Raw genomic sequence first — 26,203 nt, forward strand, 5'->3', positions numbered from 1 at the left:
CTTCATTCCAGTTTGCGTTTGAGAACGGCTAACAGCTTTTCGCGGTTTCTGGCCTGCAGGTCTTTGCGCAATGGCGCGAATTCGCCCAGGTTGAAGCGTGCGCCCAGATGGTCAAATATCAGGTTCAACTTCTGGGTGGGTTCGACAGGGTCGGTCTTGCAGTAGACATAGAACAGGATGGCAACGGGAATTTCGTCCCCTTCATGATCCATTTCAATGCTCAGATGTGAAGAAGCGTTCATTACGTTAAAGGTGTGCATTCCCGCAGATTGCATAGCGGCTTTGACGTTTTCTTCAAGGCTCTTGAACCAAGGCCCTTTTTCGCGCAGCGGGGGTATATAGCCACTGTACACATCGCTCAATGCGTGCAGGTGCGGCTCGTATGAAATGGCTTGATGCGTATGTTCGAACAACGTGAATTTCAACGATTGCAAGGTGGCGATAACGACCGTGAACCATTGCTCAGGCTGGGTCTCCATCGAGTACTTTTCATTGGCCACGGCCTGTGAATAACGAAGACACAGCTGCAAGTCTTCCCATGTTTCCAGTGTCAGCCATGGCGCGGGCTTGATGTTCAGCCGCTCTTCGAATATTCGGGTGTCCAGGCTTGCATCGCTCATGCGGCATCGCTCCTTGATGAATGCACATGATGGGAACCGGGTACCCGGAAGTCCTGATACCCGGCCTCGCTATTTAGATAGCGAGGAAGGCGGCGATGTCGCCTTTGATCTTTTCATTCACAAGATCACGCGCAGCATCGAAGTGACGAACGCTGAACGTACCCTGTTGCGACGCGCGATAGACACGGGTCGACGTCTTGTCGATTTTGCGGGTCAGGGCGCCTTCACGCTCGATTTTCGAGTCGTAGCTGGCCTGGAAGCTGGTCATGTGCATCACAGGCAAACCTTGTGGCGTCATTTCGCATTGGGCCACTACGAAGTTGCTCGATTTGCCGGATTCGCTATGGCTGTGCTTTTCCAGGTGGGCCTTGACTTCCGGCTTCTGCACGACGATTTGCAGAACACGCTTGGCACAGGCCATGCGACGAGGATCGCGGGCCACGCTGATGGTGATGGATTTGGTCATCAGCTCTGCCAGGGTCAGGTTGTCTTCATCAATCGCATCTTCGGCATGTGCCGCACCCGTCATGGTCCAGCCGAACTTGATCAGGCCATCGTTGTAGAAGTTGTACCACTCGCGCTGCTGGGTTTCCTTGTCGAACTTTTTGTTGGCCAGTTCGGTCATCAACCGCATACCTGCCAGAATGTCTTCGGCAATGCCCGCAGGCACATTTTCAGCGAATACGCAGATCGTCTGGCCGGTAGCGGCTACGCGCTCTTGGCCTTCTTTGCGGATTTTTTCCATTTCAACTTTGATGTCAGCCATTTCGGTGTTCCTTGATAGTTGAGGATTCCAAGGCGCACGTTGCAAGCACGTGGCCTTGGCGCACTATCGAGAAATGGCGCAGTGACTATCAGCAGCAGGTTGTTCCTCTGGAGAAGATCTTTCAATCACTGCCTGGATCAATCTTCCGGTGCCGGCTCATCACTGTTCTGCGAGCCCAGGCTGCGCAAATACTCCGATCGCTCATCGCTGCGTTGGGCGACGCAGCTGTTCCATGCCGTCTGGTAGGCCTTGCTGCCTGGCTGTTCGGCATGGGTTTCGACTTTGCAGTCGGCATCGCGCAGTTGGCTCCAGAGCTTTTCGGCGGATTCGATCCGCGACTGCAGGCCAGCTTCGTCGTCATACTGCTCGCGCATGCGTTGAAGCAGGTCGTCGTAGGTCGACTTCAGCTCACGCTCGGCGGTCTGCTTGTTGAATGCCGCACACTCGAACGTCTGCTGGTCGTTCTCGACATTGTCGCAAGGCGTGCTTTCTTCCTCACCGGCCTGGGCCCCGCTCACGACGGCCAGCAGCACCAGCCATGCCATTGATTTCATCCGTTTTCTCCTCAACAGGCTGTCGAATCGCTGGGATTCTCGCTCAGCCAGAGCCCGCGCGATAGGTCCCTGACCAAATGTTCATTTAAGGGCGGCAAAGGGTCGTTATCGAGACTGTCTCGCATCCCCGAACGGCATGCCAGACGCGGTCATGTCGCGCATTGACGCTTTCGGCAAACCCCCTGTCGTTTTTGCATCGGGGCGCCCTTGGGCACAGGCATATGCTGGCCCCAAAGCGCCGGCACAATGTTCGGCACGAACCCACTCAATAAAAGGGGACAGCCTGATGAGCCCAGCCGAGCTTCACGCCGACAGCATCGTTATCGACGGTTTGATCATCGCCAAGTGGAACCGCGAACTGTTCGAGGACATGCGCAAAGGCGGGCTGACCGCAGCCAACTGCACGGTGTCGGTCTGGGAAGGCTTCAAGGCCACCGTCGACAACATCGCTGCCAGCCAGAAGCTGATCCGCGACAACAGCGACCTGGTGATGCCAGTACGTACCACCGCCGACATCCGCAAGGCCAAGGAACTGGGCAAGACCGGTATCCTCTTCGGCTTCCAGAACGCCCACGCCTTCGAAGACCAGATTGCCTACGTGGATGTGTTCAAGCAGCTGGGCGTGGGCATCGTGCAGATGTGCTACAACACCCAGAACCTGGTCGGCACAGGCTGCTACGAGCGTGATGGCGGGCTGTCCGGTTTCGGCCGCGAGATCGTCGCCGAGATGAACCGCGTGGGCATCATGTGCGACCTGTCCCACGTTGGCTCCAAGACCTCCGAAGAGGTCATCCTGGAATCGAAAAAACCGGTCTGCTACTCCCACTGCCTGCCCTCGGGCCTCAAAGAACACCCGCGCAACAAGTCGGATGAAGAGCTGAAGTTCATCGCCGACCATGGCGGCTTCGTCGGCGTGACCATGTTCGCGCCGTTCCTGGCCAAGGGCATCGACTCCACCATCGACGACTACGCCGAAGCCATCGAGTACACCATGAACATCGTCGGTGAAGACGCCATCGGCATCGGCACCGACTTCACCCAGGGCCACGGCCAGGACTTCTTCGAGTACCTGACCCACGACAAGGGTTACGCCCGTCGCCTGACCAATTTCGGCAAGATCATCAACCCGCTGGGCATCCGCACCGTCGGCGAGTTCCCCAACCTCACCGAGACCTTGCTCAAGCGCGGCCATTCCGAGCGTGTGGTGCGCAAGATCATGGGCGAGAACTGGGTAAACGTTCTCAAGGACGTCTGGGGCGAGTAAGCCGCTCTCCAAGCCTTAAGGCCCCGGCCAGCAACGTCGGGGCAGCCAAAAACAAATTTTTATGGAGTTGAGTTTCCATGGCCAAGATCGCCCCGCAATTGCCAATCGAAGTCGACAGCGAAACCGGTGTCTGGACCAGCGACGCCTTGCCGATGCTGTATGTGCCGCGTCATTTCTTCGTCAACAACCACATGGGCATCGAGGAAGTGCTGGGCGCCGACGCCTATGCCGAGATCCTCTACAAGGCAGGCTACAAGTCGGCCTGGCACTGGTGCGAGAAGGAAGCCGAGTGCCATGGCCTGGAAGGCGTGGCGGTTTTCGAGCACTACATGAAGCGCCTGTCCCAGCGTGGCTGGGGCCTGTTCGAGATCCAGGACATCGACCTGGACAAAGGCACCTGCAGCGTCAAGCTCAAGCACTCGGCGTTCGTGTACGTGTATGGCAAGTGCGGCCGCAAGGTCGACTACATGTTCACCGGCTGGTTCGCCGGCGCAATGGACCAGATTCTCGCTGCCCGTGGCAGCTCGATCCGCACCGTGGCCGAGCAGGTCTATGGCGGGTCGGAAGAAGGCCACGAAGATGGCCTGTTCGTTACAAAGCCGTTGTAAGCCGGAGATAGCGTCATGGCATTCGAAGCAATGTTCCAGCCGATCCAGATCGGCAAACTGACCATCCGCAACCGCGTGCTCAGCACCGCGCACGCCGAGGTCTACGCCACTGACGGCGGCATGACCACCGACCGCTATGTGAAGTACTACGAAGAGAAGGCCAAGGGTGGCATCGGCCTGGCGATCTGCGGCGGCTCGTCCGTGGTGGCCATCGACAGCCCGCAGGAATGGTGGTCGTCGGTCAACCTGTCGACCGACCGCATCATCCCGCACTTCCAGAACCTGGCCGACGCCATGCACAAGCATGGCGCCAAGATCATGATCCAGATTACTCACATGGGCCGCCGCTCGCGCTGGGACGGTTTCAACTGGCCGACCCTGATGTCGCCTTCCGGCATCCGTGAACCCGTGCACCGCGCCACCTGCAAGACCATCGAGGTGGAGGAGATCTGGCGGGTGATCGGCAATTACGCGCAGGCTGCGCGGCGCGCAAAAGAGGGCGGCCTGGACGGTGTCGAGCTTTCGGCTGTGCACCAGCACATGATCGACCAGTTCTGGAGCCCGCGGGTCAACAAACGTACTGACGAGTGGGGCGGCACCTTCGAAGGCCGCATGAAGTTCGGCATGGAAGTGCTCAAGGCGGTGCGCGCCGAAGTCGGCGACGACTTCTGCGTGGGCATGCGTATCTGTGGTGACGAGTTCCACCCCGATGGCCTCAGCCACGAGGACATGAAGCAGATCGCCGCCTACTACGATGCTACCGGCATGATCGACTTCATCGGCGTGGTCGGCTCGGGTTGCGATACCCACAACACCCTGGCCAACGTCATTCCCAACATGAGCTACCCGCCAGAGCCGTTCCTGCACCTGGCAGCCGGCATCAAGGAAGTGGTCAAGGTCCCGGTGCTGCACGCGCAGAACATCAAAGACCCGAACCAGGCCACGCGTATCCTCGAAGGCGGCTACGTGGACATGGTCGGCATGACCCGTGCGCACATCGCCGACCCGCACCTGATCGCCAAGATCAAGATGGGCCAGATCGACCAGATCAAGCAGTGTGTTGGTGCCAACTATTGCATCGACCGCCAGTACCAGGGCCTTGATGTGCTGTGCATCCAGAACGCCGCGACCTCCCGTGAATACATGGGCGTGCCGCACATCATCGAGAAGACCACCGGCGTCAAGCGCAAGGTGGTGGTGGTCGGTGCTGGCCCTGCCGGCATGGAAGCGGCGCGCGTTGCTGCCGAACGCGGCCACGACGTGACCCTGTTCGAGAAGAAGGACCAGATCGGCGGGCAGATCACCATCGCCGCCAAGGCGCCGCAGCGTGACCAGATTGCCGGTATCACCCGCTGGTACCAGCTGGAGCTGGCACGCCTGAAGGTCGACCTGCGCCTGGGTACTGCCGCTGACGTGGCGACCATTGAAGACCTGCGCCCGGACGTCATCGTGCTGGCAGTAGGCGGGCACTCGTTCCTGGAACAGAACGAGCACTGGGGCGCTGCCGAAGGCTTGGTGGTCAGCAGCTGGGACGTGCTCGACGGCAAGGTCGCGCCGGGCAAGAACGTGCTGGTGTACGACACCATCTGCGAATTCACCGGCATGTCGGTAGCCGACTTCATCGCCGACAAGGGCAGCCAGGTCGAAATCGTCACCGACGACATCAAGCCGGGCGTTGCCATGGGCGGTACCAGCTTCCCGACCTATTACCGCAGCATGTACCCCAAAGAAGTGATCATGACCGGCGACATGATGCTGGAAAAGGTCTACCGCGAAGGCGAGAAGCTGGTGGCGGTGCTGGAGAACGAATACACCGGCGCCAAGGAAGAGCGCGTGGTCGACCAGGTGGTGGTCGAGAACGGTGTGCGCCCTGACGAAGCGCTGTACTACGCGCTCAAGGAAGGCTCGCGCAACAAGGGCCAGATCGACGTGGAGGCGCTGTTCGCCATCAAGCCACAGCCGATCCTCAGCCAGCCGGGCGAAGGCTACCTGCTGTACCGCATCGGCGACTGCGTGGCCCAGCGCAACGTACATGCGGCGATCTACGACGCCTTGCGCCTGTGCAAGGATTTCTGATCGCACCGCCTCTCTAGGGGCGGGACCGGCCCCCCGTGTAGGAGCGGCCTTGTGTCGCGAAAGGGTCGCGAAGCGGCCCCAAGATCTTCACAGCACTATAGATTTTGGGGCCGCTTCGCGACCCTTTCGCGACACAAGGCCGCTCCTACATGGGGTCCGCGCTGGCCTTCGGGGCAGCGCAAGAATCCAGCTGTTGTGGGAGCCCCCCATGTTGAACACCCTGTTACCCATCCTGCTGTTCGCTGCCCTTGGCATGGCGGTGCTCGGCGCCCTGCGCCGGGTGCGCATGTGGCGGCGTGGCCGAGCCTCCCACGTCGACCTGATCGGCGGCCTGCTGGCCATGCCGCGGCGCTACCTGGTGGACCTGCACCACGTGGTCGAGCGCGACAAGTACATGTCCAAGACCCACGTGGCCACTGCGGGCGGCTTTGTACTGTCGGCGGTGCTGGCAATCCTGGTGCACGGCTTCGGCCTGCAGAGCAAGATCCTTGGCTACGCCTTGCTGGTGGCGACTGTAATCATGTTCACCGGTGCCATCTTCGTCTTCAAGCGCCGGCTCAACCCGCCATCGCGCCTGTCCAAAGGCCCATGGATGCGCCTGCCGAAAAGCCTGCTGGTGTTCGCCGCAAGCTTCTTCATCGCCACCTTGCCGGTGGCCGGCATCCTGCCCGCCAACACCGGCGGCTGGGTGATGGTCGCGGTACTTGGCCTGGGCGTGCTGTGGGGCGTGTCGGAGCTGTTCTTCGGCATGACCTGGGGCGGCCCGATGAAACATGCCTTCGCCGGGGCCCTGCACCTGGCCTGGCACCGCCGCGCCGAACGCTTCGGCGGTGGCCGTTCAACCGGCCTGAAACCGCTGGACCTGGAAGACCCGAACGCCCCGCTGGGGGTGGAAAAGCCGGTGGACTTCACCTGGAACCAGCTGTTGGGCTTCGACGCCTGCGTGCAGTGCGGCAAATGTGAGGCGGTGTGCCCGGCGTTCGCTGCGGGCCAGCCGCTGAACCCGAAAAAACTCATTCAGGACATGGTCATCGGCCTGGCCGGTGGCACCGATGCCAAGTTCGCCGGTAGCCCGTACCCTGGCAAGCCGATCGGTGAACACGGCGGTAATCCACACCAACCGATCGTCAACGGCCTGGTCGACGCCGAAACATTGTGGTCGTGCACCACCTGCCGTGCCTGCGTCGAGGAATGCCCGATGATGATCGAGCATGTCGATGCCATCGTCGACATGCGCCGCCACCTCACCCTAGAAAAGGGCGCGACCCCGAACAAGGGCGCCGAGGTGCTGGATAACCTGATCGCGACCGACAACCCGGGCGGCTTTGCTCCAGGCGGGCGGATGAACTGGGCCGCTGACCTTAACCTGAACCTGCTGTCTGACGTGAAAACCACCGAAGTGCTGTTCTGGGTCGGTGACGGCGCGTTCGACATGCGCAACCAGCGCACCCTGCGGTCGTTCGTCAAAGTACTCAAGGCCTCGGGCGTGGACTTCGCCGTGCTCGGCCTGGAAGAGCGTGACAGCGGCGATGTGGCGCGCCGCCTGGGTGACGAAGCGACCTTCCAGCAGTTGGCCAAACGCAATATCCAGACCCTGGCCAAGTACAAGTTCCAGCGCATCGTCACTTGCGACCCGCACAGCTTCCATGTGCTGAAGAACGAATACGGCGCGTTGGGCGGCGACTACCAGGTGCAGCACCACAGCACCTACATCGCCGAACTGATCGCAGCCAGCAAGCTCAACCTCGGGCAGCACAAGGGCGGCAGCGTCACCTATCACGACCCGTGCTACCTGGGCCGCTACAACGGCGAATACGAGGCCCCGCGGCAAGTGTTGAAGGCGCTGGGTATCGAAGTGCGCGAAATGCAGCGCTCGGGGTTCCGTTCCCGCTGCTGCGGCGGTGGCGGAGGTGCGCCGATCACCGACATCCCGGGCAAGCAACGTATCCCCGACATGCGCATGGATGACATTCGCCAGACCCAGGCCGAGCTGGTGGCGGTGGGATGCCCGCAGTGCACTGCGATGCTCGAAGGGGTGGTCGAACCGCGCCCACAGATCAAGGACCTCGCCGAGTTGGTAGCCGATGTGCTGATCGAAGAGGAAACGCCCGCGGCCCCAAAGTCGCCAACGGTAGAACGTGAACCTGCGGAGGTGCACTGATGAGCGACATCATCCGCCGCGACCCACGCGCCGAGTGGATCGCCCGTAACCGCCTGCATCCGCTGCATGCGGCGCTGCAGACGCAACAAACCCGCTGGCTGGGGCCCAATGGCCTGATGCGCAAGAACCCGCATGCCATTGCCGCCGGTTTCATCGGCCCCAATGGCCTCAAGCGCATCGACCGTAGCGGTGCTCAACAGGGCACCGCTGGCGGCGGGCGGCGTAGCGCGGCGGCCGAAGTGCAATTGCCGCTGCATCAGGTGCCAGCGCCTGCGTTCTACATCGCCGTGGTGCCCGACATGGTGGGCGGCCGCCTCAGTAGCCATGACCGTGACCTGCTCGGCCTCGCCCACAGCCTGGCCGGCAGTGACGGCGCGGTAGTGGCCGTGGTGTTTGGTGAGCACAAGGAAAGCAAGTTTTCCACAGCGGGTGTCGACCGCTTGCTGGTCATCGACGGCGAACAGTTCGAAGGTTATGCACCGGAGCAACGGGTGCAGGGCCTGCGCGCTGTGGATAACCAGTTCACGCCACGCCATTGGTTGTTGCCCGATAGCCGCACCGGCGGTGGCGAACTGGGCCGGCGCTGGGCTGCGGCCTTGGGCGAACGCCCGGCAACGCGCGTCTGGCAGGTCAAGGACGGCCAGTGCATCGGCCGTGCTGGTGCGGGTCAGCAGGACCTGCAACGCGCGGTGCCGCGCCTGATCCTGGGCGCCGCCGAATGCGCCGAACCGGTCAGCGAAACCAGGCACGAAGCATTGCCGGTGGAGTTGTCCACAGGCGTGGTGCGCAGCCTGCCACGCATCGAGGACCTTGGTTCGGTGGCCGTCGACCCGGCGACCATCGCCATGGCCGAGGCCGAATTCATCGTCTCGGGGGGCAACGGCGTCAAGGATTGGGACCTCTACCACCAGGCGACTGCTGCCCTGGGGGCAACCGAGGGTGCTTCGCGGGTGGCGGTGGACGATGGCTTCATGCCGCGTAACCGCCAGGTGGGCGCAACCGGCACCTGGGTTACCGCACGGGTCTATGTGGCTGTGGGTATCTCTGGTGCGATCCAGCACCTGCAAGGCATCGGTGCCTGCGACAAAGTGGTGGCGATCAACATGGACCCGGGCTGCGACATGATCAAACGGGCCGACCTGTCGGTGATTGGCGACAGCTCGGCGATTCTGAAGGCTTTGATCGAGGCTGTGGACAACTTCCGCAGCGGCGGCCAGCGCGACGCAGCATAGGGGCATGAGCATGAGTACTAAAGTCATCAGCCTGGTTTCCGTCGGTGCCCACCCGAGCTCCGGCCGCGCCCGCCGCGCCGAGCAGGATGCCCGTGCGGTGGAGCTGGGCTTGCAGCTGGCTGGGGATAACTTGCAGGTGGTGCATGCTGGCGACCCGCATGAAGAGGCATTGCGTGCTTACCTGGGCATGGGCCTGGACCACCTCGATGTGCTAGAGCAGCCCGCAGGAGCCGATGTGCTGGGCGTGCTTGGGGATTACCTGCGTGATGCCGGTGCGCAGCTTGTGCTAACGGGTAGCCAGGCTGAAACCGGCGAGGGTTCGGGCATGTTGCCGTTCCTGCTGGCCGAGAAACTGGGTTGGCCGCTGATAGTCGGCCTGGCCGAAGTGGAATCGATCGACAACGGCACCGCTCAGGTCCTGCAGGCGCTGCCCCGTGGGCAGCGGCGCAGGCTGAAGGTACGTCTTCCGTTGCTGGCAACTGTGGATAACGCGGCGGCCAAACCGCGGCAGAGCGCGTTCGGTCCGGCCCGGCGCGGTGTGTTGGCGGCGCGCAATGTCGCCATCGTCGAGGATGAACTGCTGGGCGAAGCGCAGTTGCAACCAGCCCGCCCAAGGCCCAAGCGCCTGAAGGTGATCAAGGCCAAAAGCGGCGCCGACCGGATGAAGGCCGCGACGGCCAAGGCCAGTGGTGGTGGCGGTAAGGTCTTGAAAGACGTTTCTCCACAAGAAGGCGCCGAGGCGATTCTCAAGTTGCTGGTGGAGGAGGGCGTATTGCGCTGAGGTTACCCACGGAATCTGTTCGCCAAGGTGTGGATAAAGTGTTTGTCAAACGCTGCAAGCCAGCAAGGACGCCGTCTTGAAGGATATGATCAAATAATCGCCAATTACTGCAAACCTGGGTCTAAACACCACGGCCCCTAAGGTTTTGCTCTGTTATCCACAGCAGTTATCAATATCCCTATGACTTGCCCACAATGTCTGTTAGTCAACCTGTGGGCAAGTTGTTTGGTAAGTGCTACAGCCATTGCTTTCAAAGGCTTGCAGGGTTTTGATCAAAAAATGATCTGACGAGGCTGACCTTCGCTCCGGTCCAGCTGTAACTGTCATTTCTGCCAGTTAACGTTCCATACAGCCCTTGTTAACGTTAAGGCACAAATGGTCTGGAGCGTTGCCATGGGCACGACCACACTGCTGGCGACTGATCTCCAGCGCACCGTGCTGCGCAGCGGGCATACCCTGTATCGACGCTATACCCCCTATGGCGGGTTCAGGCCGGATGATGGCGCTTGGTTGGGGTTTTCAGACGCCCACCTTGATCACGCCAGTGGCTGCTACTTGCTGGGTAACGGGCACCGTGCCTTTAGCCCGGCACTGATGCGCTTTGGTTCGCCTGACCGACTCAGCCCATTCGCTCGGGGTGGGCTAAATGCTTACGCTTATTGCCTTGGGGACCCGATCAACCATCGCGATCCGACGGGGCAGGAGGCCGCAGACTATCTGTTTCCCATCCTGAGCATCCTTTCCAACCTTGCGGGTGCGTTCACCAGTGGTCTACGGCTGCGATCGATGTGGCGAACCCGCCATATGCATCAAGCAACGGGATCCTATCCTGCCAGCCGTGGTGGCGTTATGACCTATGGCACCGTGGAAAGTCATACATCACCGCCGTCATCGGTCGATTGGGCGCTCACAGGGATAAGTGGTGTCAGTGCCGTTGCAGGCATTACCCTGGGCATCAGCCGAACCGTGGAGCCAGGAGAAGACTGGCAGACATGGGCGTTGGCGACCCTGACCGTCATATCGCTGGGCACATCGGTCAAAGAGGTGTGGTCGTTGGCCCAGGCCAGGTCGTGGGAGCGATATCCCATTACCGCTCGGTGGTACGGCACCAACCGGGCAGGTTCAGCAAGCCCGATGCCTTCGGCCGTTAGGCGGAACAGCGCGGCTGTAAACGTCATAAGGCAATCTTGGAGCGGGCTTGAGCCAGTGGCGGGCGCCACTGGCCGAAGGTGAACGGCTACTTACTGAGCCTGCACTTCCTTGAGGTACGCAGCCGGCTCTGCACCAAGGTTTTCCAGCACGCGCTGGCTGTACCAATCGATGAAGTTCACCACACCAAACTCATAAGTCTTCGAGTACGGCCCTGGCTGGTAAGCCGTGGAGTTGATGCCCCGCTGGTTCTCTTCCGCCAAACGGCGGTCCTGGTCATTGGTGGCATCCCACACCTTGCGCATACGTTCAGGGTCGTAATCGACACCTTCGACGGCATCCTTGTGCACCAGCCACTTGGTGGTGACCATGGTCTCCTGAGCGCTGATCGGCCACACGGTGAAGACGATCATGTGGTCGCCCATGCAGTGGTTCCAAGAGTGCGGCAGGTGCAGGATGCGCATCGAGCCCAGGTCCGGGTTCTTGATACGGCCCATCAGCTTCTGGCAGGCCTGCTTGCCGTCCATGGTCATCGATACGGTGCCCTTTAGCAGCGGCATGCGCACGATGCGGTTACGCAGGCCATGGCTCTTGTGCAGGTACGGGATCTTCTCGGCTTCCCAGGCGGCGGCGGAGGCGGCCACGTGGTCCTTGAATTCCTGGCTGGCGCGCGGGTCGTTGGTGTCGTCCCACTCCAGCAGGGTTTGCAGCAGCTCCGGGTGTGAGCCGGAGCAGTGGTAGCACTCGCGGTTGTTTTCCAGCACCAGCTTCCAGTTGGCCTTTTCCATCAAGGTGGTTTGCACTGCCACCTTGGTGTTCTCCATGTCATACGGTTCCATGTAGTGGTCCAGGGTGGCCAGGAACTCGTCGATAGCAGGTGGGTTTTCCGCCAGGCTGATGAAGATGTAGCCACCGGCGACCTTTACGTTCACAGGTTTCAGGCCGTATTCCTTCATGTCGAAGTCGGCGCCCATTTCAGTACCTGCGAACAGCAGGCGGCCGTCCAGTTCATACGTCCACTGGTGGTAATGGCAGACCAGCTTCGCCACTTTGCCTTTCTCGCTGACGCACAGGCGCGAGCCGCGATGGCGGCAGACGTTGTGGAAGGCATGCACCTTACCTTCGCTACCGCGCACCACGATGATCGGGTTCTTGCCGATCTGCAGGGTGATGTAGTTGCCCTTGGCCGGGATTTCGCACGTCATGCCGGCAATCAGCCATTCCTTGTGGAAGATCTCCTGCATGTCGATCTGGAACAGACGCTCGTCGGTGTAGAACGGCTGGGGCAGCGAGTAGGTGCGCTCGCGGGTCTGCAGCATCTCGGCGGTGGCCTTGCGTGCAGGTTCCAGTGGATCGCCCAGGCTCAGGGTTGCGGTGACGTCCATCGTGTAATCCTCGGGGCCGTATGCGGCCGGCAAAAGGTGGCTAATCGTTGTTGTGGTGCCGCAAGAGCATCTGTCAAAAAACAGCAGGTTCTTTTGCCGTGGAGTGTGCGTCCGAAGACGCCGCGAACCGTATCCATGGGCGACATGGCCGATTTGAATTACGACGCCCCAGCCCTTGTAGCACGGGGCTGGTCGCGATAAGCACGCCGATGTCGCAGGCAGGAATGTGCGGCGCCTTCAGCTTGCGCATTATCGCAGCCATGAAAAGGGCCAATTGTCGGCCGCTGGAGATGAACATGTCCGATACTTTCCTCAATCCGGTCACCACCCAGACCTGGGCCAATGGCCGCCACATCGTGCGCTGCGTCAAGGTCATCCAGGAGACCTGGGACGTGCGCACCTTCTGCTTCATGGCCGACCAGCCGATCATGTTCTTCTTCAAGCCTGGGCAGTTCGTCACCCTGGAGCTGGAGATCGAAGGCAAGCCGGTGATGCGTTCCTATACCATCTCCAGTTCGCCGTCGGTGCCCTACAGCTTCTCGATCACGGTCAAGCGGGTGCCAGGCGGGCATGTGTCCAACTACCTGCACGACACCATGCACGAGGGCTTTGAAGTGCCGGTGCATGGCCCTGTGGGGCTGTTCAACGCCATCGACTTCCCGGCGGGCAAGGTGCTGTACCTCTCCGGCGGTGTCGGTATCACGCCGGTGATGTCCATGGCGCGCTGGTTCTACGACACCAACGCCAATGTCGACATGGTCTTCGTGCACAGCGCCCGCTCGCCCAAAGACATCATCTACCACCGCGAACTGGAGCAGATGGCGTCACGCATCCCCAACTTCAGCCTGCACATCATTTGCGAGAAGCACGGCCTGGGTGAGCCTTGGGCGGGTTATCGCGGCTATCTGAACCAGCGGCTGATGGAGTTGATCGCGCCTGACTACATGGAGCGCACGGTGTTCTGCTGCGGCCCGACGCCATACATGACCGCGGTCAAGCGCATGCTCGAGGCTGTCGGCTTTGACATGAAGAACTACCACGAGGAGTCGTTCGGCGCGACGCCGGCAGAGGCCAAGGCCGATGCTGTGGAGCATGCCGAGCAGGCGGCCGATGCGCCGGAAGTGGACGTGTCCGAGCTCAACCTGGTGGAGTTCATCGGCAGCGACAAGAGCATCCGGGTTGCCCCGGGCGAGACCGTGCATGCGGCGGCGGCCAAGGTTGGGCTGATGATTCCCAAAGCCTGCGGCATGGGCATTTGCGGGACGTGCAAGGTGCTCAAGCTGGGCGGGGAAGTGGAGATGGAGCACAACGGCGGGATTACCGAAGAAGACGAGGCCGAGGGCTACATTCTGTCTTGCTGCAGCGTACCGAAAGGGGATGTGCGGATCGATTACTGATCCGGAAATTGCTGGGGCTGCCTTGCAGCCCAATCGCCGGCAAGCCGGCTCCCACAAGGTTCGGCAGCGCTGCTGTCAATGGCACAGCTGGCACAGATCTTTGTGGGAGGTTCGGCAGCGCTGCTGTCAATGGCACAGCTGGCACAGATCTTTGTGGGAGCCGGCTTGCCGGCGATTGGGCCGCAAAGCGGCCCCGGCGATTTCAGGTACGAAAACGTGCCACCAGCCCATTCAAATCCACAGCCAGGCGCGACAGCTCGGCACTCGCCGCGCTGGTCTGGTGCGCCCCGGTTGCGCTCTGCACCGACAGGTCATTGATATTCACCAGGTTGCGGTCCACTTCGCGCGCCACTTGGGCCTGTTCTTCCGCCGCGCTGGCGATTACCAGGTTGCGTTCATTGATCTGCGCCACTGCCCCGGCAATGGTGTCCAGCGCCATGCCGGCACCCTTGGCGATGTTCAGCGTCGACTCGGCGCGTTCGGTGCTGGTGCGCATCGATTCGACCGCCTGTTCGGTGCCGCCTTGGATGCTGCCGATCATCCGTTCGATTTCGCTGGTCGACTGCTGGGTGCGGTGGGCCAGTGCGCGCACCTCGTCTGCCACCACGGCAAAGCCACGGCCTGCTTCACCCGCGCGGGCTGCCTCGATCGCGGCGTTGAGCGCCAGCAGGTTGGTCTGGTCGGCCAAGCCACGGATGACATCCAGTACCTTGCCGATGTCGCGCGACTGTTCGGCCAGGTGGGTGATCAGTTTGGCGGTAGCCTGCACATCACCGCTCATCCGCTCGATGGCACCCACGGTTTCCAGCACCAGGTCACGGCCGTCGCCGGTCGAGCGGCTGGCTTCGCTGGAGGCTTCTGAGGTGCTTACCGCGTTACGTGCCACTTCCTCGACGGCGCTGGTCATTTCGGTCACCGCCGTGGCGGCCTGCTCGATTTCGTTGTTCTGCTGTTGCAGGCCACGCGCGCTCTCGTCGGTAACGGCGTTCAGCTCTTCTGCGGCCGACGCCAGCTGGGTAGCGGAGCCAGCAATCAGCTGCAGGGTGTCGCGCAATTTTTCCTGCATGCGCGCCATCGCGCGCAGCAGGCGCGCGGCCTCATCGGTGCCTTCGGCGCGGATGGTATGGGTCAGGTCACCGTCGGCAATCTGCTCGGCGGCTTTGAGGGCTTCGTCGATGGGCTTGACGATGCTGCGGGTCAGCAGCAACGCGCAGAGGAAGGTCAGCACGGCTGCGGCAATCAGCAGGCCGATCACCAACGCGAAGGCCGCGGCATACTGATTGGCAGCGGTTTCGTTGGTTGCGCGCGTCTGTTCTGTGTTGATGCGCACCAAGGTGTTCATGACCTTGTTGATCTGCTCGGAGTTGGCCAACAGGTCGCGGTTGAGCAGGCCACGCAGTTCATCGGTGCGGTTGGCCTGGCTCATGCTGCGCATGCGTGCTTCCAGTTGGCGGTACTGGTTGAGCAGTTCGGTGTACTGGTCGAAGGCGGCCTGTTCGTCAGCCGCGCTGATCAGTGGCAGGTAGGCCTGGCGAGCACGGTCGATCTCGGCGTTGCGCTGGTCCAGCAGGTTGAAGGTGTCGCGCTGGACTTCCGGTTCGCGGTTGAGCAGCAAGCGGTAGGAGAGGGTGCGCAGGCGCAGGTTGAGCGAGGTCAGTTCGTCCAGGGTCTTGATACTGGGCACGCTGATGTTTTCGATGGCAAGGCCCGCCTGGCGGATGTTGCCCATCTGCATGAGCGAGAAGACACCAAGGCCGAGCATGAGCAAGCCGATCAGGGCGAACCCGAGCAAGGCGCGCGGGGCGATATTCATGTTGCGTAGGGACATGGAAGGAGGAATCCAGACAGAGAAGTGGACGCGTTCCATGCGACGAAATATGACTTGCCTGGCTATCGGTCGTGACCGGCCAGTCTTGAGTGTGAAAGGGGAAAGTTGTGAGCCAGCTATCCATTTACCTGACCGGCGGTTGACCCAGGTCGGAACAAGGGGCCCGATACCCTGTCAATCTGCGGGTTAGAAACCTTGAGAATCCGATATTTAATGGCGATGGCTCACACTTTTCTTTATCGTGTGCGCCCTTTGCAACAACCCGAGATAGACCCATGCTGGAAGCCTCCCTGAATCAACTCGAGCAACTGGTCAGCGACCTGATGCAGAAAAACGCTCAACTCACCGAGCACAACACCACCCTTGGCCAGGAACTGGCCCAGGCCAAGGAAGAGAACGAAACCCTGCAGCTGTCGCTGATGGAGCAGGAAGAGAAGCAAGGCGCCACCGCCGCGCGCATCCAGGCGTTGGTTGAGCGCGCCAGTGCAGGTGTCGTCGGCGCATGAGACTGCAAGCGCAGCCGGTCAATGTCGTGTCGATCCTCGGCAACGACTATTCGATCAAGGCGCCCGAAGGCCAGGAAGAAACCCTGGCGCAGGCGGTACGCATGCTCAACACCGCCCTTGCCGAAACCAAACGTTCGTACCCGACCCTGATCGGCGACAAGCTGCTGGTGCTGGCCGCCCTGAATCTGTGTTCCAAGCAGGTTGAACTGCAGAAGGAACATCAGCAGACCCTGGAGCGTACCCAGGCGCAGATCGACGCCACGGTGGACGCGATCGTTCGGACCATCGCCGAACAGTAAGAGCCACCTTGAACGCTGTGGGGACGGGCTTGCCTGCCCCACAGCGTCTTCATCCTTGTTGCAGATCACTGGTACAACTGGATACCTGAGTGTATACACTTTCCCCCAAACAAAAATTCCTGGGGAGGAAGGGGCATGGGTATCTGGCGTCGAAGTATCCAGTGGCAGTTGATCGCGAGCATGGGCGCGGCCCTGCTGGCGAGCATCCTGGTGGTTGTGATCATTTTCACCGTGGCGCTCAACCGCCTCACCGATCGCTACCTGGTGGACACGGCGCTGCCGGCCAGCATCGAAGCCATCCGCAACGATATCGAGCGAATGCTTGGCCAGCCGCTGGTGGCCGCAGCCGACATTGCCGGCAACACGCTGCTGCGTGATTGGCTGGCAGATGGTGAAGACGCTGGCGAACTGCCGCGCTTTGTCGAATACCTGCAGGCCGCCAAGCAGCGCAACCAGGCCTTCACCACACTCTTCGCCTCGACCGAGACCGGCCACTACTACAACGAGAATGGCCTGGACCGCACCCTCAGCCGCGACAACCCCAAAGACAAGTGGTTTTACGGCTACATCGACAGTGGCGCCGAGCGCCTGATCAATATCGATATCGACGGCGCTACCGGCGAGCTGGCGCTGTTCATCGACTACCGCGTGGAAAAGGACGGCAAGCTGGTCGGTGTGGCCGGCATGGGCCTGCGCATGACCGAGCTGTCGAAACTGATCCACGACTTCAGCTTTGGCGAGCACGGCAAGGTGTTTCTGGTACGCAACGATGGCTTGATCCAGGTGCATCCGGACAATGCCTTCAGCGGCAAGCGACAGCTCGCGCAGCAGCTTGATGAAAAGGCCGCCACGGCGGTGATCAGTGGTGAGCCGGGTTTGCGCACCAGCCGGTTCCAGCGTGATGGCGAAGACTATCTGGCCTTGGGCTTGCCCTTGCGCGACCTGAACTGGACCTTGGTTGCCGAGGTGCCGGAGGCAGAGATCTATGCGCAGATGCGTCAGGCGCTGTGGCTTACCACGTTGATCGGTGGGGGTGTGGCGCTGCTCTCGTTGTTGCTGGTGGTGCTGCTGGCGCGGGGGCTGGTGCGGCCTATTCGCCGTGTGACCGCCGCATTGGTGCAGATTGGCAGCGGTGCCGGTGACCTCAGCCATCGCCTGGACGATTCGCGGCAGGACGAACTGGGCGATCTGGCACGCGGCTTCAACCGTTTTCTCGACAGCCAGCGCGGGCTGATCGGCGAGGTGCTGCGCACCACCGAGCGCTTGCATCGGGCGGTCGAACAGGTGACTCAGGTAGTGGACAACACGGCCGAACGTTCCGGGCGGCAGCAGGAAATGACCGAAATGGTTGCCACCGCCGTGCACGAAATGGGGCTGACCGTGCAGGACATTGCGCGCAACGCCGGCGATGCTGCGCAGGCTTCGCAGTCAGCGCGGGACGAAGCCTTGCAGGCGCGTGAAGTGGTGCGACGGTCGATCCAGGGTATTGAGGGCATGTCAGGTGACATCGGCAAGGCTGCGGATGCGGTGGCGCAATTGGCCGACGAAGTCGCCTCTATCGATGAAGTATTGGCGGTGATCCGCAGCATTTCCGAGCAGACCAACCTGCTGGCGCTCAACGCTGCCATCGAGGCGGCGCGGGCAGGGGAGATGGGGCGTGGCTTTGCCGTGGTGGCAGATGAGGTGCGGACGCTGGCACGCCGTACCCAGGTGTCGACGGATGAAGTCCAGCAGATGATCCAGCGCCTCAAGCACGGGGCAGGTTCGGCGGTAACGTCGATGCAGGCGGGGCAGCAGGCGACGGGCAGTGGCGTGGAGTCGAGCCAGCGAACCGGCGCCTCGTTGGGGGCGATTACCGACCAGGTCGAGCACATCAGCGACATGAACCATCAGGTGGCAACGGCGACGGAAGAGCAGTCGGCGGTGACCGAGGAGATCAACCGGACGGTGCAGGGGATTTCTGACCTGGCCAGGGAAACGGCGGCGGAAGTGCAGGGGTGTCGCGAGGAGTGCCAGGCGTTGCGTGGGCTGGCCGATGATCTTGCGCGGCAGATGGGTGGGTTCAAACTTTAGATCGCTGGGGCCGCTTTGCGGCCCATTCGCGACACAAGGCCGCTCCTACAGACGATTGGAGCGGCCTTGCGTCGCGAAAGGAGGGCAAAGCCCTCCCGGCAAGCTGTCAGGCGCCGATGATGTTGCGGATATCCGCCGCCAACTCGCGCACGCGTGCCTCTTCGGTATCCCATGAGCACATGAACCGCGCCCCGCCACTGCCAATGAAGGTGTAGAACCGCCAGCCCTTGCCACGCAGTGCTTCCAGCGCCGGCTCCGGCATCTGCAGGAACACCCCGTTGGCCTCCACCGGGAACATCAGCTCCACCCCCGGCAGGTCACTCACCAACGACGCCAGCAACTGCGCGCAATGGTTGGCGTGGTTGCCATGGCGCAGCCAGGCGCCGTCTTCCAGCAGCCCGACCCAGGGCGCCGACAAAAAGCGCATCTTCGAGGCCAGTTGCCCGGCCTGCTTGCAGCGGTAGTCGAAGTCTTCGGCCAGGTCGCGGTTGAAGAACAGGATCGCTTCACCCACCGCCATGCCGTTCTTGGTGCCGCCAAAGCACAGCACATCCACGCCCGCCTTCCAGGTCAGCTCGGCCGGGCTGCAGCCTAGGAATGCGCAGGCATTGGTGAACCGCGCGCCGTCCATGTGCAGGTTCAGGCCCAGCTCCTTGCAGGTGGCGCTGATCGCCTTGAGCTCATCGGGGCGGTACACGGTGCCCACTTCGGTGGCCTGGGTGAGGGTCACCACACGCGGCTTGGGGTAGTGGATGTCCTGGCGCTTGAGCGCCACTTCACGGATCGATTGCGGCGTCAGCTTGCCGTTGACGCTAGGCGCGGTGAGCAGCTTGGAGCCGTTGGAGAAAAACTCCGGCGCGCCGCATTCGTCGGTCTCGACGTGGGCGGTCTCGGAGCAGATCACGCTGTGGTAGCTCTGGCACAGCGAGGCCAGGGCCAGCGAATTGGCGGCGGTGCCGTTGAAGGCGAAAAACACTTCGCAGTCGGTTTCGAACAGCTCGCGGAAGTACTGGGCGGCACGCTCGGTCCACTGGTCGTCGCCGTAGGCGCGGTCGTGGCCCATGTTGGCCTTTTCCATCGCTGCCCAGGCTTCGGGGCAGATACCGGAATAATTGTCGCTGGCGAATTGTTGGCTTTTATCTGTCATGACACGGTCCTGTGAACAACGCAGAACAGCACTCTAAACCATCGATTCAGCGGTTGCCTATGTAGGAGCGGCCTTGCGTCGCGAACGGGTCGCGATGCGACCCCAGCCATTGCTTAAGCGCTGCTGAAGCTTGGGGCCGATGCGCGACCCGTTCGCGACGCAAGGCCGCTCTTACAGGGATTTGAGCAACCGACGGGCGAATGTCGTAAACGCGCCATTGCAAGGCGTGCGCAGGCATCTGACCCACCCCGGCCAGTCATACCATCGCCATAAAGGGCCACAGTGCCTTACAGACAAGAAACGATCGCTGCCGGGAGAACCACGATGTTCAGCAAGCAAGACCAGATCCAGGGTTACGACGACGCACTGCTGGCGGCGATGAATGCCGAAGAACAGCGCCAGGAAGATCACATCGAGCTGATCGCCTCGGAGAACTACACCAGCAAGCGCGTCATGCAGGCCCAAGGCAGCGGCCTGACCAACAAGTACGCCGAAGGCTACCCGGGCAAGCGCTACTACGGTGGCTGCGAGCACGTAGACAAGGTCGAGGCGCTGGCCATCGAGCGCGCCAAGCAGCTGTTCGGCGCCGACTACGCCAACGTTCAGCCACACTCCGGCTCTTCGGCCAACAGCGCCGTGTACCTGGCTCTGCTGCAGGCCGGTGACACCATCCTGGGCATGAGCCTGGCCCACGGCGGCCACCTGACCCACGGCGCCAAAGTGTCGTCCTCGGGCAAGCTCTACAACGCCGTGCAGTACGGCATCAACACCGACACTGGCCTGATCGACTACGACGAAGTCGAGCGCCTGGCCGTCGAGCACAAGCCGAAGATGATCGTTGCCGGCTTCTCGGCCTATTCCAAGACCCTCGACTTCCCGCGTTTTCGCGCCATCGCCGACAAGGTCGGTGCGCTGCTGTTCGTCGACATGGCCCACGTTGCCGGCCTGGTTGCCGCTGGCCTGTACCCGAACCCGATCCCGTTCGCCGACGTGGTGACCACCACCACCCACAAGACCCTGCGCGGCCCACGTGGCGGCCTGATCCTGGCCAAGTCGAACGAAGAGATCGAGAAAAAGCTCAACGCCGCAGTATTCCCCGGCGCCCAGGGCGGCCCGCTGATGCACGTCATCGCCGCCAAGGCTGTGTGCTTCAAGGAAGCTCAGGAGCCTGAGTTCAAGAGCTACCAGAAGCAGGTCATCGACAACGCCCAGGCCATGGCCCAGGTGTTCATCGACCGCGGCTACGACGTGGTCTCCGGCGGTACCGACAACCACCTGTTCCTGGTCAGCCTGATCCGCCAGGGCCTGACCGGCAAAGATGCCGACGCTGCCCTGGGCCGCGCGCACATCACCGTCAACAAGAACGCCGTGCCGAACGACCCGCAGTCGCCGTTCGTCACTTCCGGCCTGCGCATCGGCACCCCGGCTGTCACCACCCGCGGCTTCAAGGTCGCCCAGTGTGTGGCCCTGGCCGGCTGGATCTGCGACATCCTCGACAACCTCGGTGACGCTGACGTCGAAGCCGATGTGGCGAAGAACGTTGCGGCCCTGTGCGCCGACTTCCCTGTTTACCGCTGAGTGGAGTAAACGACCATGCAACGCTACTCGGGCTTCGGCCTCTTCAAACACTCCCTCAGCCACCACGAGAACTGGCAGCGCATGTGGCGCACGCCGACCCCTAAAAAGGTCTACGACGTGGTCATCGTCGGCGGTGGCGGCCATGGCCTGGCCACGGCCTACTACCTGGCCAAGGAACACGGCATCACCAATGTCGCGGTGGTCGAGAAAGGTTACCTGGGCGGCGGCAACACCGCCCGTAACACCACCATCGTGCGTTCCAACTACCTGTGGGACGAGTCGGCGCAGCTGTACGAGCACGCCATGAAGCTGTGGGAGGGCCTGTCCCAGGACATCAACTACAACGTGATGTTCTCCCAGCGCGGCGTCTACAACCTGTGCCACACCCTGCAGGACATTCGTGACTCCGAGCGCCGCGTCAGCGCCAACCGCCTCAACGGCGTCGATGGCGAACTGCTCAACACTGCCCAGGTCGCGGCCGAGATCCCGTACCTGGACTGCTCGAAGAACACCCGTTACCCGATCCTCGGCGCTACCGTTCAGCGCCGTGGTGGCGTCGCCCGTCACGACGCCGTGGCCTGGGGTTACGCCCGTGCCGCCGACGCCCTGGGCGTGGACCTGATCCAGCAGACCGAAGTGATCGGTTTCCGTAAGGAAAACGGTGCAGTGATCGGTGTGGAAACCAACAAAGGTTTCATCGGCGCCAAGCGCGTCGGCGTGGTCACTGCCGGTAACTCCGGGCACATGGCCAGGCTGGCCGGCTTCCGCCTGCCGCTGGAATCGCACCCGCTGCAAGCACTGGTGTCCGAGCCGATCAAGCCGATCATCGACAGCGTGATCATGTCCAACGCCGTGCACGGCTACATCAGCCAGTCCGACAAGGGCGACCTGGTGATCGGCGCCGGTATCGACGGCTGGGTCGGCTACGGCCAGCGCGGTTCGTACCCGGTGATCGAGCACACCCTGCAGGCCATCGTCGAGATGTTCCCCAACCTCTCGCGCGTACGCATGAACCGCCAGTGGGGCGGCATCGTCGATACCTCGCCGGACGCCTGCCCGATCATCTCCAAAACCCCGGTCAAGAACATGTTCTTCAACTGCGGCTGGGGCACCGGCGGCTTCAAGGCGACCCCGGGCTCGGGCAACGTCTTCGCCGCAAGCCTGGCCAAAGGCGAGATGCACCCGCTGGCTGCGCCGTTCTCCATGGACCGTTTCTACAACGGCGCACTGATCGACGAACACGGCGCCGCCGCCGTCGCCCACTAACCGGAGACACCGTCATGTTGCATATTTTCTGTCCCCACTGCGGCGAGCTGCGCTCCGAAGAAGAGTTCCACGCCTCTGGCCAGGCGCACATCGCCCGCCCGCTGGACCCCAACGCCTGCTCCGACGAGGAGTGGGGCACCTACATGTTCTTCCGCGACAACCCGCGCGGTATTCACCATGAACTGTGGGACCACGTTGCCGGCTGCCGTCAGTACTTCAACGTCACCCGCGACACCGTGACCTACGAAATTCTGGAAACCTACAAGATCGGCGAGAAGCCGCAGGTGACCGCAGGCGGCAAGCAAAGCAGCGCACCGTCGACCGCCAAAGGCCAAGGGGAAAAAGTATGAGCCAGACCTATCGCCTCGCCAGCGGCGGCCGTATCGACCGCAGCAAGGTCCTGAACTTCACCTTCAACGGCAAGACCTACCAGGGTTATGCCGGTGACAGCCTGGCCGCCGCGCTGCTGGCCAACGGCGTCGACATCGTTGGCCGTAGCTTCAAGTACTCGCGCCCACGCGGCATCATCGCCGCCGGTACCGAAGAGCCGAACGCCATCTTGCAGATCGGCTCCAGCGAAGCCACGCAGATCCCCAACGTGCGCGCCACCCAGCAGGCGCTGTACGCAGGCCTTGTCGCCACCAGCACCAACGGCTGGCCGAACGTCAACAACGACGTCATGGGCATCCTCGGCAAGGTCGGCGGCAGCATGATGCCGCCGGGCTTCTACTACAAAACCTTCATGTACCCGAAATCGTTCTGGATGACTTACGAGAAGTACATCCGTAAGGCGGCTGGCCTTGGCCGTGCGCCGCTGCAGAACGACCCGGACAGCTACGACTACATGAACCAGCACTGCGACGTGCTGATCGTCGGTGCCGGCCCTGCAGGCCTGGCCGCAGCCCTGGCCGCTGCGCGCAGCGGTGCCCGGGTGATCCTGGCCGACGAACAGGAAGAGTTCGGCGGCAGCCTGCTCGACAGCCGCGAGACCCTCGACGGCAAACCGGCCGCTGACTGGGTCAACGCCGTGGTCAAAGAGCTGGAAAGCCTGCCGGAAGTGACCCTGCTGCCACGCGCCACGGTCAACGGTTACCACGACCACAACTTCCTGACCATTCACGAGCGCCTTACCGACCACCTCGGTGACCGCGCGCCGATCGGCCAGGTTCGCCACCGTGTGCACCGTGTACGTGCCAAGCGCGTTGTACTGGCCGCCGGCGCCCACGAGCGCCCGCTGGTGTACGGCAACAACGACGTGCCGGGCAACATGCTGGCCGGTGCTGTCTCCACTTATGTGCGCCGCTACGGCGTGGCGCCGGGCCGCAAGCTGGTGCTGTCGACCAACAACGACCATGCCTACCGCGCTGCGCTGGACTGGCATGACGCTGGCCTGCAGGTCGTCGCCATCGCCGACGCCCGCCACAACCCCCGTGGTTCGCTGGTTGAGGAAGCCCGTGCCAAAGGCATCCGCATCCTCACTTCCAGCGCTGTGATCGAGGCCAAAGGCAGCAAGCATGTCACCGGTGCCCGCGTGGCGGCCATCGATGTGCAGGCACACAAGGTCACCAGCCCAGGCGAAACCCTCGAATGCGACCTGATCGCAACCTCCGGCGGCTACAGCCCGATCGTCCACCTGGCCTCGCACTTGGGCGGTCGCCCGGTATGGCGTGACGATATCCTTGGCTTCGTGCCCGGTGATGCGCCGCAGAAGCGCGTGTGCGTGGGTGGCATCAACGGCGTGTATGCACTGGGCGATGTGATTGCCGATGGTTTCGAAGGCGGCGTGCGCGCCGCCACCGAAGCCGGCTTCAAGGCTACCACCGGCACGCTGCCAAAGACCGTTGCACGCAAGGAAGAGGCCACCGTGGCGCTGTTCCAGGTGCCGCACGACAAGGGCAGCAAGGGGCCGAAGCAGTTCGTCGACCAGCAGAACGATGTGACCGCCGCCGGTATCGAACTGGCCACCCGCGAAGGCTTCGAGTCGGTCGAGCACGTCAAGCGCTATACCGCGCTGGGCTTCGGTACCGACCAAGGCAAACTGGGCAACATCAACGGCCTGGCCATCGCCGCCCGTTCGATCGGTATCACCATTCCGGAAATGGGCACCACCATGTTCCGCCCCAACTACACGCCGGTGACTTTCGGTGCGGTAGCGGGCCGTCACTGTGGCCACCTGTTCGAGCCCGTGCGCTTCACTGCCCTGCATGCCTGGCACGTGAAGAACGGCGCCGAGTTCGAAGACGTCGGCCAATGGAAGCGCCCTTGGTACTTCCCCAAGGCCGGTGAAGACATCCACGCCGCCGTGGCCCGTGAGTGCAAGGCCGTGCGCGACAGCGTGGGCCTGCTCGACGCCTCGACCCTGGGCAAGATCGATATCCAGGGCCCGGATGCCCGCGAGTTCCTCAACCGCATCTACAGCAACGCCTGGACCAAGCTCGATGTGGGCAAGGCCCGTTATGGCCTGATGTGCAAAGAAGACGGCATGGTCTTCGACGACGGCGTGACCGCCTGTGTCGGCGACAACCACTTCTACATGACCACCACTACCGGCGGCGCCGCACGCGTGCTGCAGTGGCTGGAGCTGTACCACCAGACCGAATGGCCAGAGATGAAGGTGTATTTCACCTCGGTTACCGACCACTGGGCCACGCTGACCCTGTCCGGCCCCAACAGCCGCAAGCTGCTCAGCGAGCTGACCGACGACATCGACCTGGACAAGGACGCCTTCCCGTTCATGACCTGGAAGGAAGGCATTGTCGGTGGCGTACCTGCCCGTGTGTTCCGTATTTCGTTCACCGGTGAGCTGTCGTACGAAGTCAACGTGCAGGCCAACTACGCCATGGGCGTGCTGGAAAAAGTCATCGAAGCCGGCAAGAAGTACAACCTGACCCCGTACGGCACCGAAACCATGCACGTACTGCGTGCCGAGAAGGGCTTCATCATCGTTGGCCAGGACACCGACGGCTCGATGACCCCGGACGACCTCAACATGAGCTGGTGCGTGGGCCGCAATAAACCGTTTTCGTGGATCGGCCTGCGTGGCATGAACCGCGAGGACTGTGTGCGGGAAAACCGCAAGCAACTGGTGGGCCTCAAGCCTGTGGACCCGACCAAGTGGCTGCCCGAAGGCGCCCAGTTGGTATTCGACCCCAAGCAGCCGATCCCGATGGACATGGTCGGCCACGTCACCTCCAGCTACGCGGCCAACTCCCTGGGTTATTCGTTTGCCATGGGTGTGGTCAAAGGCGGCCTGAAACGCATGGGCGAGCGCGTTTATTCGCCGCAAGCCGATGGCAGCGTGATCGAGGCAGAAATCGTGTCTTCGGTGTTCTTCGACCCGAAGGGTGAGCGGCAGAACGTTTGACTCCGGGCCCTGTGACGAGCCGGCTGGCCCAATCGCCGGCAAGCCGGCTCCCACAGGATCGATGCAGTTGTGAAGGTAGGTGCGGTCCCTGTGGGAACCGGCAAACACACCCTGCAAGCTGCGTCGTATCGACGACCAAGAATTCAAGG

21 protein-coding genes and 3 pseudogenes are annotated in these 26,203 nt (G+C 62.2%); 16 read left to right on the plus strand and 8 right to left on the minus strand.

Annotated features, from left to right (window positions below; all coding sequences use genetic code 11):
- Nucleotides 1–2: 2 nt before the first annotated feature.
- From ACMGGN_RS23520 to ACMGGN_RS23530, 3 genes are all read right to left on the minus strand, one after another.
- Nucleotides 3–620, minus strand: coding sequence for a hypothetical protein (locus ACMGGN_RS23520; protein WP_414156326.1), 618 nt, complete (start codon nucleotides 618–620; stop codon nucleotides 3–5).
- A gap of 73 nt (nucleotides 621–693) precedes the next feature.
- Nucleotides 694–1,386 carry a hypothetical protein gene (locus ACMGGN_RS23525; RefSeq protein WP_115273091.1) on the minus strand — a complete coding sequence of 231 codons (693 nt, stop codon included), beginning with the start codon at nucleotides 1,384–1,386 and terminating at the stop codon, nucleotides 694–696.
- Nucleotides 1,387–1,523: 137 nt separating this feature from the next.
- Nucleotides 1,524–1,940, minus strand: coding sequence for a lysozyme inhibitor LprI family protein (locus ACMGGN_RS23530; RefSeq protein ID WP_115273090.1), 417 nt, complete (start codon nucleotides 1,938–1,940; stop codon nucleotides 1,524–1,526).
- Between the two features lie 286 nt (nucleotides 1,941–2,226).
- Here ACMGGN_RS23530 and ACMGGN_RS23535 point away from each other — a divergent pair, with 286 nt between their 5' ends.
- From ACMGGN_RS23535 to ACMGGN_RS23565, 7 genes and pseudogenes are all read left to right on the plus strand, one after another.
- Entirely contained in the window at nucleotides 2,227–3,204 is a 978-nt protein-coding gene (locus ACMGGN_RS23535) for a dipeptidase (RefSeq protein WP_003257506.1), read from the plus strand.
- A 77-nt stretch (nucleotides 3,205–3,281) separates the two neighbouring features.
- Nucleotides 3,282–3,812, plus strand: a complete 531-nt coding sequence (locus ACMGGN_RS23540) for a DUF5943 domain-containing protein (protein ID WP_012316656.1) — start codon at nucleotides 3,282–3,284, stop codon at nucleotides 3,810–3,812.
- Nucleotides 3,813–3,827: 15 nt separating this feature from the next.
- Entirely contained in the window at nucleotides 3,828–5,888 is a 2,061-nt protein-coding gene (gene dgcA, locus ACMGGN_RS23545; RefSeq protein WP_115273088.1) for a dimethylglycine demethylation protein DgcA, read from the plus strand.
- 208 nt (nucleotides 5,889–6,096) lie between these two features.
- Nucleotides 6,097–8,049 carry a dimethylglycine demethylation protein DgcB gene (dgcB, locus tag ACMGGN_RS23550; RefSeq protein WP_414156327.1) on the plus strand — a complete coding sequence of 651 codons (1,953 nt, stop codon included), beginning with the start codon at nucleotides 6,097–6,099 and terminating at the stop codon, nucleotides 8,047–8,049.
- Complete coding sequence (locus ACMGGN_RS23555) at nucleotides 8,049–9,281, plus strand: electron transfer flavoprotein subunit alpha/FixB family protein (protein ID WP_115273086.1); 1,233 nt, start codon at nucleotides 8,049–8,051, stop codon at nucleotides 9,279–9,281. Before dgcB ends, ACMGGN_RS23555 begins: the two co-directional genes overlap by 1 nt.
- A 10-nt stretch (nucleotides 9,282–9,291) precedes the next feature.
- Nucleotides 9,292–10,062, plus strand: coding sequence for an electron transfer flavoprotein subunit beta (locus ACMGGN_RS23560; protein ID WP_119687907.1), 771 nt, complete (start codon nucleotides 9,292–9,294; stop codon nucleotides 10,060–10,062).
- Nucleotides 10,063–10,455: 393 nt separating this feature from the next.
- Nucleotides 10,456–10,752, plus strand: a pseudogene (locus tag ACMGGN_RS23565) (RHS repeat-associated core domain-containing protein); the annotation flags it as partial.
- Between the two features lie 182 nt (nucleotides 10,753–10,934).
- On the opposite strand, the gene ACMGGN_RS23570 reads toward ACMGGN_RS23565, so the two are convergent.
- Nucleotides 10,935–11,240, minus strand: coding sequence for a hypothetical protein (locus ACMGGN_RS23570; RefSeq protein WP_251962695.1), 306 nt, complete (start codon nucleotides 11,238–11,240; stop codon nucleotides 10,935–10,937).
- Between the two features lie 63 nt (nucleotides 11,241–11,303).
- Nucleotides 11,304–12,596 (minus strand): glycine-betaine demethylase subunit GbcA, encoded by a 1,293-nt coding sequence (gbcA, locus tag ACMGGN_RS23575; RefSeq protein ID WP_012316650.1) that lies wholly within the window; start codon nucleotides 12,594–12,596, stop codon nucleotides 11,304–11,306.
- A 296-nt stretch (nucleotides 12,597–12,892) separates the two neighbouring features.
- Between gbcA and gbcB the strand changes: the two genes are divergently transcribed.
- Nucleotides 12,893–13,993: a glycine-betaine demethylase subunit GbcB gene (gene gbcB / locus ACMGGN_RS23580; protein WP_046787600.1), complete on the plus strand. Its 1,101-nt coding sequence runs from the start codon at nucleotides 12,893–12,895 to the stop codon at nucleotides 13,991–13,993.
- 202 nt (nucleotides 13,994–14,195) lie between these two features.
- Here gbcB and ACMGGN_RS23585 read toward each other — a convergent pair whose 3' ends face one another.
- Nucleotides 14,196–15,068: a methyl-accepting chemotaxis protein gene (locus tag ACMGGN_RS23585; RefSeq protein WP_411269048.1), complete on the minus strand. Its 873-nt coding sequence runs from the start codon at nucleotides 15,066–15,068 to the stop codon at nucleotides 14,196–14,198.
- A pseudogene (locus tag ACMGGN_RS23590) lies at nucleotides 15,051–15,860 on the minus strand (MCP four helix bundle domain-containing protein); the annotation flags it as partial. The pseudogene ACMGGN_RS23590 and the gene ACMGGN_RS23585, both read right to left, overlap by 18 nt.
- Nucleotides 15,861–16,096: 236 nt before the next feature.
- On the opposite strand from ACMGGN_RS23590, the gene ACMGGN_RS23595 reads away from it, so the two are divergent.
- The 4 genes and pseudogenes from ACMGGN_RS23595 (at nucleotide 16,097) to ACMGGN_RS23610 (ending at nucleotide 18,699) form a co-directional block, all read left to right on the plus strand.
- Nucleotides 16,097–16,327 carry a hypothetical protein gene (locus ACMGGN_RS23595; RefSeq protein ID WP_174141956.1) on the plus strand — a complete coding sequence of 77 codons (231 nt, stop codon included), beginning with the start codon at nucleotides 16,097–16,099 and terminating at the stop codon, nucleotides 16,325–16,327.
- Nucleotides 16,324–16,626, plus strand: coding sequence for a cell division protein ZapA (locus ACMGGN_RS23600; RefSeq protein WP_012316646.1), 303 nt, complete (start codon nucleotides 16,324–16,326; stop codon nucleotides 16,624–16,626). The genes ACMGGN_RS23595 and ACMGGN_RS23600 overlap by 4 nt, the downstream gene beginning before the upstream one ends.
- A gap of 180 nt (nucleotides 16,627–16,806) precedes the next feature.
- A pseudogene (locus ACMGGN_RS23605) lies at nucleotides 16,807–17,835 on the plus strand (cache domain-containing protein); the annotation flags it as partial.
- 135 nt (nucleotides 17,836–17,970) lie between these two features.
- Nucleotides 17,971–18,699, plus strand: coding sequence for a methyl-accepting chemotaxis protein (locus ACMGGN_RS23610; RefSeq protein ID WP_404601989.1), 729 nt, complete (start codon nucleotides 17,971–17,973; stop codon nucleotides 18,697–18,699).
- Between the two features lie 106 nt (nucleotides 18,700–18,805).
- Here the strand turns inward: ACMGGN_RS23610 and ACMGGN_RS23615 are convergent, their stop codons facing one another.
- Nucleotides 18,806–19,846, minus strand: coding sequence for a low specificity L-threonine aldolase (locus ACMGGN_RS23615; protein ID WP_046787511.1), 1,041 nt, complete (start codon nucleotides 19,844–19,846; stop codon nucleotides 18,806–18,808).
- Nucleotides 19,847–20,170: 324 nt separating this feature from the next.
- On the opposite strand from ACMGGN_RS23615, the gene ACMGGN_RS23620 reads away from it, so the two are divergent.
- Genes ACMGGN_RS23620 through ACMGGN_RS23635 form a run of 4 tightly spaced genes read left to right on the plus strand, consistent with a single transcriptional unit; the run spans nucleotide 20,171 to nucleotide 26,054 of the window.
- Nucleotides 20,171–21,424: a serine hydroxymethyltransferase gene (locus tag ACMGGN_RS23620; protein WP_046787512.1), complete on the plus strand. Its 1,254-nt coding sequence runs from the start codon at nucleotides 20,171–20,173 to the stop codon at nucleotides 21,422–21,424.
- Nucleotides 21,425–21,439: 15 nt separating this feature from the next.
- The gene (locus ACMGGN_RS23625) at nucleotides 21,440–22,690 is read left to right on the plus strand and encodes a sarcosine oxidase subunit beta family protein (RefSeq protein WP_012316642.1); all 1,251 of its coding nucleotides are present in this window, start codon (nucleotides 21,440–21,442) and stop codon (nucleotides 22,688–22,690) included.
- Between the two features lie 14 nt (nucleotides 22,691–22,704).
- On the plus strand, nucleotides 22,705–23,040 hold the full coding sequence (locus ACMGGN_RS23630; protein WP_046787513.1) for a sarcosine oxidase subunit delta: 336 nt from the start codon (nucleotides 22,705–22,707) through the stop codon (nucleotides 23,038–23,040).
- Entirely contained in the window at nucleotides 23,037–26,054 is a 3,018-nt protein-coding gene (locus tag ACMGGN_RS23635) for a sarcosine oxidase subunit alpha (protein ID WP_414156328.1), read from the plus strand. The genes ACMGGN_RS23630 and ACMGGN_RS23635 overlap by 4 nt, the downstream gene beginning before the upstream one ends.
- Nucleotides 26,055–26,203: the final 149 nt, after the last annotated feature.

The organism is Pseudomonas sp. BNK-30 (assembly GCF_047456185.1).
Classification (GTDB): Bacteria; Pseudomonadota; Gammaproteobacteria; order Pseudomonadales; family Pseudomonadaceae; genus Aquipseudomonas; species Aquipseudomonas putida_E.